At 65.8% G+C, this 5,959-nt stretch carries 5 protein-coding genes; 3 read left to right on the plus strand and 2 right to left on the minus strand.

The window, feature by feature from the left end; genetic code table 11:
• Positions 1-4: 4 nt before the first annotated feature.
• Entirely contained in the window at positions 5-421 is a 417-nt protein-coding gene (locus AB0M74_RS20845) for a CBS domain-containing protein (RefSeq protein WP_366527915.1), read from the minus strand.
• 123 nt (positions 422-544) lie between these two features.
• Positions 545-2,488, minus strand: coding sequence for an asparagine synthase (glutamine-hydrolyzing) (gene asnB / locus AB0M74_RS20850; RefSeq protein ID WP_366527927.1), 1,944 nt, complete (start codon positions 2,486-2,488; stop codon positions 545-547).
• Positions 2,489-2,958: 470 nt separating this feature from the next.
• Here asnB and AB0M74_RS20855 point away from each other — a divergent pair, with 470 nt between their 5' ends.
• The 3 genes from AB0M74_RS20855 to AB0M74_RS20865 all read left to right on the plus strand — a co-directional run bounded on the left by AB0M74_RS20855 (position 2,959) and on the right by AB0M74_RS20865 (position 5,699).
• Entirely contained in the window at positions 2,959-3,945 is a 987-nt protein-coding gene (locus AB0M74_RS20855; protein ID WP_366527928.1) for a cytochrome c oxidase subunit II, read from the plus strand.
• Positions 3,946-3,958: 13 nt separating this feature from the next.
• Positions 3,959-4,375, plus strand: coding sequence for a cytochrome c oxidase subunit 4 (locus AB0M74_RS20860; protein WP_366527916.1), 417 nt, complete (start codon positions 3,959-3,961; stop codon positions 4,373-4,375).
• Between the two features lie 430 nt (positions 4,376-4,805).
• Positions 4,806-5,699: a zinc-binding dehydrogenase gene (locus AB0M74_RS20865; protein ID WP_366527917.1), complete on the plus strand. Its 894-nt coding sequence runs from the start codon at positions 4,806-4,808 to the stop codon at positions 5,697-5,699.
• The last annotated feature ends 260 nt before the right edge of the window (positions 5,700-5,959 follow it).

A 5,959-nucleotide genomic window follows, 5' to 3' on the forward strand; every position in this document is an offset into this window, starting at 1 on the left:
CGGCTCACGTTCCGGCGTGGGCCCGGGTGAATTCCCCGAGTTGGGCGACGTCCAGGTGATCGACCAGGTCGGTTTCGCCGATCGTGCCGATCAACCGCCGATCCTCGATCACCGGGAGGTGCTTGATGTGGTGACTGTTCATCTCATCGAGCACCTTCGCGAGGTCCGCGTCGGAGGTAATCCAGCGGGGGGTGCCCGTACACAGATCACCCACTGTGGTCCTGGCTGCCGGCAGCCCCTCGGCGACGCACCTGAGGACGATGTCGCGGTAGCCGATGACGCCGCACATGCGGTCGTTGTCGTCGCCGACCACCAGCGCATCGACATCGCGCCTGGCCATAATGCGGGCGGCGTTCTCCACGGTCTGCTCCTTGGAGACCCACTGAGCACCTGACTTCATGATGTCTCTGGCAGTGGTCACGACGGCGCCTCCTGACTACCCGGCCTGCCCGCTCACCCTGAGCACATCAATTCTCTCCCTGCTCGGGCAGGCTGTACAGGATTCGAGCGAACGTCGGGCACCCGCATGGTCAGGTATGAAGAGTTACAGCGAGACCGGGTAGGCGGGCTCCTGGATATCGGGGGTGATGCGGTTCTCGACGAAGATGCCGTGCCAGATCATGAACACCAACAGCGTCCACAGTCTGCGACTGTGGTCGATGCGGCCGGTGCGGTGGTCGTCGAGCATGCCCTTGATGGCGCCCTTGTCGAGCAGGTGATCGGTCTGCGATTCCGCGATGGTCTGCTGTGCCCAGTCATAGAGTTCCTCGCCGCGCAGCCAATGCCGCAGCGGGACCGGGAAGCCGAGCTTGGCACGGTGCAACACATGCGGGGGCACGATGCCCTCGAGTGCTTGGCGCAGTGCGTATTTGGTGGTCGCGTCGGTGATCTTCTGCTCGTAGGGCACGCCTTCGGCGACCTTCAGCACCTCGGTGTCCAGGAACGGCACCCGCAACTCCAGCGAGTTGGCCATGGTCATCTTGTCGGCCTTGACCAGGATGTCGCCGCGCAGCCAGGTGAACAGGTCCAGGTGCTGCATGCGCGCGACCGGGTCCCAGCCGCGTGATTGCGCGTAGATCGGGGCCGTGACGTCCTGATGGGTCCATTCGGGCCGGAAATCGCGCAGCACCGACCGCAGCTGCGCGTCGCTGAAGCTGCGCGCATTGCCGTAGTAGCGCTCTTCGAGGGTGAGCGAGCCGCGGTGCAGCAGGCTCTTGCCCCTTGTTCCCTCGGGGATGCGGTCCGACAGCTTGCCTGCGAGCTTGCGCAGCCCGCGGGGCAGTCGCTCGAAAGGCTTCAGCGACAACGGCTCCCGGTAGATGGTGTAGCCGCCGAACAACTCGTCGGCGCCCTCACCGGACAGCACTACCTTGACGTGCTTGCGAGCCTCTTTCGCCACGAAGTACAGCGGAACCAGCGCCGGGTCGGCGACCGGGTCGTCGAGGTACCAGACGATTTCGGGGATCGCCGCCGCGAACTCGGCGGGGGAGACGGTCTTGATCACGTGCCGTGCGCCGATCGCCTCGGCGGTCTCCGCGGCCACATCCGCTTCGGAGTAACCCTCGCGCTCGAAGCAGCTGGTGAAGGTGATCAGCTTCGGGTTGTGCCGGATGGCAAGCGCCGCGACCGCGGTGGAGTCGATGCCGCCGGACAGGAACGAGCCGACGGTGACATCCGCGCGCATGTGCTTGGCGACCGAGTCCTCCATCGCCTCGGCGATCTCGCGGTAGCGGGCGGCCGCCGAGCCGGGCGCGAAGGGACGCACCTGGAATTTCGGCGTGAAGTACCGGGTCACCTTGGGTGCCTCGCCCTGGCGCAGGGTGGCATGGCTGCCGGATTCGAGCCTGCGGATGTCGGCATGCAGCGTCTCGGGCTCCGGCACGTACTGCAGCACCGTGTAGTGCTCCAGCGCGCGCGGGTCGAGTGCGTCGGTCAGGCCGAGCGCGGGCAGTAGTTCGAGCAGGCTCTTCTTCTCGCTGCCGAACGCGGTGCCGCCGGGGCCGGTGGCGAGGAACAGCGGTTTGATGCCGAACGGGTCGCGCGCCAGGAACAGCTCCTGGGTCTCGGTGTCCCAGATCGCGAAGGCGAACATGCCGCGCAGCCGCCGCACCGCCTCGGGGCCCCAGTAGTGGAACGCCGCGACAATCGCCTCGCTGTCACCCTCGGTGTCGAAGATCTTGCCGTCGGGGAACTCGGCGGCATGCGCCTCGGCCAGCTCCGCGCGCAGCTCCAGGTAGTTGTAGATCTCGCCGTTGAAGGTCAGCGCGTAGCGCTGCCTGTTCTCCGGCGGACCCCAGCGCAGCGGCTGGTGTGAGTGCTCGATATCGATGATCGAGAGGCGGTTGAAACCGAAGATCAGGTGGTCGTCGTGCCAGGTGCCACGCTCGTCGGGACCGCGGTGGCGGACGCAATGCAGGGCGTTGTACACCTGCTCCACGGTGTCCGGTGCTGCGACGTCAGATGTCAGAAATCCGAGCAGTCCACACACGGCGGCGGCAACCTCATTTCCTGCGGTCGGGGCACGTGCCCTGATCCATGACGGCACCGCGCTCAGGGGAGGAGGGCGCGGCGATCGAAATACAGTGTCCGAGTATGCCGCACGCGCGGAATCCGTGCGTCGCGCGCCCGTGGCCACGTCATTTGGTATCGGCGGAGTGTCGAATGCGACCCGACGACAAAGCGGACGCCGGTTTGGTCTACGCTGCGTAGTACTCAGGCCATTCTCAGGTGGTGCGTGCGTGTAAGCGACGCCCGCGTCCGAACGGCCTGAAACGTGCTTAGAACGTAGCGCCGAGGCGATCGCAACCTCGGCGGTGCAATGTCGGAATGTGTGGCGACCAGGAAGGCGTGAGCGTGGCGCACAAGGCGAGCGAAGAGATCGGGGCACGACCCGCGAGGGGTCGGCAGGGCCGGATCCTTCGGCGGGCCGGGCTGGCGGTGTCGTTGGGCATCACCGCGATGCTCGTCTCGGGCTGCTCGATCGACAATGTTTGGCTGCGGTTCGGCTGGCCTTCGGGTATCACGCCGCAGGCCACTCGGATGCGTGAGCTGTGGACCTGGTCCGTCGTCGCCGCGTTGGCGATGGGCGTGCTGGTGTGGGGTCTGACCTTCTGGACGATCACCTTCCACCGCAAGCGCAAGGACTCCCCGGAGTTCCCGCGCCAGACCGGCTACAACGTGCCGCTGGAGTTGACCTACACCGCGATCCCGTTCGTCATCATCGCGGTGCTGTTCTACTTCACCGTCGTCGTGCAGAACTACGTGCACGAGAAGGTCGACAACCCCGACGTCACCGTCGACGTGACCGCCTTCCAGTGGAACTGGAAGTTCGGTTACCGCAATGTCGACCTCAAGAACGGCTTCACCTTCGACGGCATCGACACCGCGCGTGAGGCCGCCAACCAGGAGCAGCTCGAGGAGTACAAGGAGCGGACCAAGGACGGTCACCCGCAGCCGGGCCCCGTGCACGGCAAGCCGGAGAACGATATCCTGTCCTACCTGCACTACGACAAGATCGAGACCGTCGGTTCCAGCACCGAGGTTCCGATTCTGGTGCTGCCTACCGGCAAGATCGTCGAGTTCCAGCTGGCCGCCGCCGACGTGGTGCACGCCTTCTGGGTGCCGGAGTTCCTGTTCAAGCGCGACGTGATGCCGAACCCGAAGGAAAACCATTCGGATAACGTCTTCCAGATCACCAAGATCGAGAAGGAAGGCGCGTTCGTCGGCCGGTGCGCCGAGATGTGCGGCACCTTCCACTCGATGATGAACTTCGAGGTCCGTGCCGTGTCGCCGGAGAAGTTCGCCAAGTACATCGAGTCGCGCAAGACGGGCAAGACCAACGCCGAGGCGCTCGAGTCCATCGGTGAGTCTCCGGTCGCCACCTCCACGAGGCCGTTCAACACCGACCGCACGACCAAGAGCGCGGCCGCGGCCGACAGCAAGTGAGGACTGATCTGACATGAAGATCGAAGCGCGGATTTTCGAGCTGCTCACGGTGTTCTTCGTCATCGTGGCAATCGTGTACGGCTACTTCACCGGGCAGTCGCGCACCGGCGTCGAGTGGGCGGGCACCACCGCCACCGTGCTGACCGCCGGCCTGTCGCTGATCATCGGCACCTACTTCCGCTTCGTCGCGCGTCGCCTCGACCTGCGTCCGGAGGACTACGAGGACGCCGAGATCGTGGACGGAGCGGGCGATCTGGGCTTCTTCTCGCCCGGCAGCTTCTGGCCCATCACCCTGGCCGCCGCGGGTTCCATCACCGCACTCGGCCTGGCGTTCTTCCAGTTCTGGCTGATCGGTATCGGCGTGGTGTGCGTGCTCGGTGCCGCCGCCGGTCTGGTGTTCGAGTACTACCTCGGCCCGGAGAAGCACTGACAGCTCGTAGCTGATGCGAAACGCCGATCGGATGGGCGGATTCGATGGGTTGTGCCAACACCGCTGCTGATTATTGGCGGCAATGAGAATTACGAAACGCTCGGCTGGTATTTGCCAGCCGAGCGTTTCGCGTTGCGGGGTTTTCGGGCGAGGACGCCGAGCGTCGGCACCAGTTCGGGCGGCGTGGGAGGAGTAGGCGTGGCCGGTTTGGTCTGGGGTGGATCTCAACAGGCGGAAACCGGGAGCGAGTCGGGAATGAAGTAGTAGCCGCTGCATGTTGATCACCGCTGACCGACCCTCCCACCTGAAACGAAGGCAGGCCATGACGTCCTCGCCGACCACTATGCGCGCCGTCCGACTCTCCGCCCCGGGCCCCATCGAGAACTTGCGGCTGACCACTGTGCCTTTCCCGCCCGAGAGGAACGGTTGGGTGCGTATCCGGGTCGAGGCGTTCGGCCTCAACCGCTCGGAGCTCAAGCTTCGGTTGGGTGTGAGCGTGGGCGTCAGTTTCCCCCGGGTGCCGGGTATCGAGGCGGCTGGCACCGTCGACGCGGCTCCCGTCGGCAGCGGGCTGGCTGTTGGGCAGAAGGTTGTCGCCATGATGGGGGACATGGGGCGCACTTTCGACGGCGGCTATGCCGAATACACCTCGGTGCCGCTATCCCAGGTCATCCCCGTCGACACCGATCTGCCTTGGGAGGTGCTGGGCGCTCTACCGGAGATGGTGCAGACCGCCTACGGCTCACTCACCATCGGCCTGGACCTGAGACCCGGTCAGTCCGTGTTGATCCGCGGCGGCACCTCCTCGGTGGGCCTGGCCGCCGCCGCCCTGGCCAGATGGCGTGGTGCCACGGTGCTGTCCACCACTCGACAGGCTGCCCGTCTCGCTTCGTTGAAGGAGCGCGGTATCGACCATCCGCTGCTCGACACCGGCGAGGTCGCGCCCGCCGTGCGCGAGCTGTACCCGGACGGCGTCGACGCCGCTCTTGATTTCGTCGGCACGCCGACCCTGCCCGACACATTGCGCGCGGTGCGCGTGCACGGCACGGTCTGCTTCAGCGGCAGCTTGTCCAACCAGTGGACGGTGCGGGACTTCTCTCCCAACGAGTACCTGCCCAGGGGTGTGCGCCTGGCGGGCTATTTCGGCGACGCCGCCGACCTGCCTCGGGAAGCCTTCCAGGAGATCCTCGACGCGGTCGCGGGCGGCGAGCTGGCCTTCCCCGTAGACCGCGTATACGACGGCCTGGAGCAGGTACCGCAGGCCCACGACGACATGGAGCACGACCGCGCCACGGGCAAACTCGTTGTCCGCGTCCGGCATTAGGCCGTGTTCGGAAGCTCCGTAGCCAGATGTTGATGGCAGCGGGTCTGTGCGATCGCGATGAAGCGGACGGCGAGTTCGTCGAAGCTCGGCGGTCGCCCACCGGCCGAGCCCTTCCTGCGGCTCCGGCTGTTCGCCGAGTGTAGTCATATGGCGGTCGATGCGGGCGGCGGATTCACGTGGTCGATGCAACAGGGGCAGTGTTGGACAGTACCTGGTCGAGGATGTAGGTCGGTGTTCGGAAGCCGTGGCGTTTGCGGGGT

This window comes from Nocardia sp. NPDC051463 (assembly GCF_040681975.1).
In the GTDB taxonomy this organism is placed as follows: domain Bacteria; phylum Actinomycetota; class Actinomycetes; order Mycobacteriales; family Mycobacteriaceae; genus Nocardia.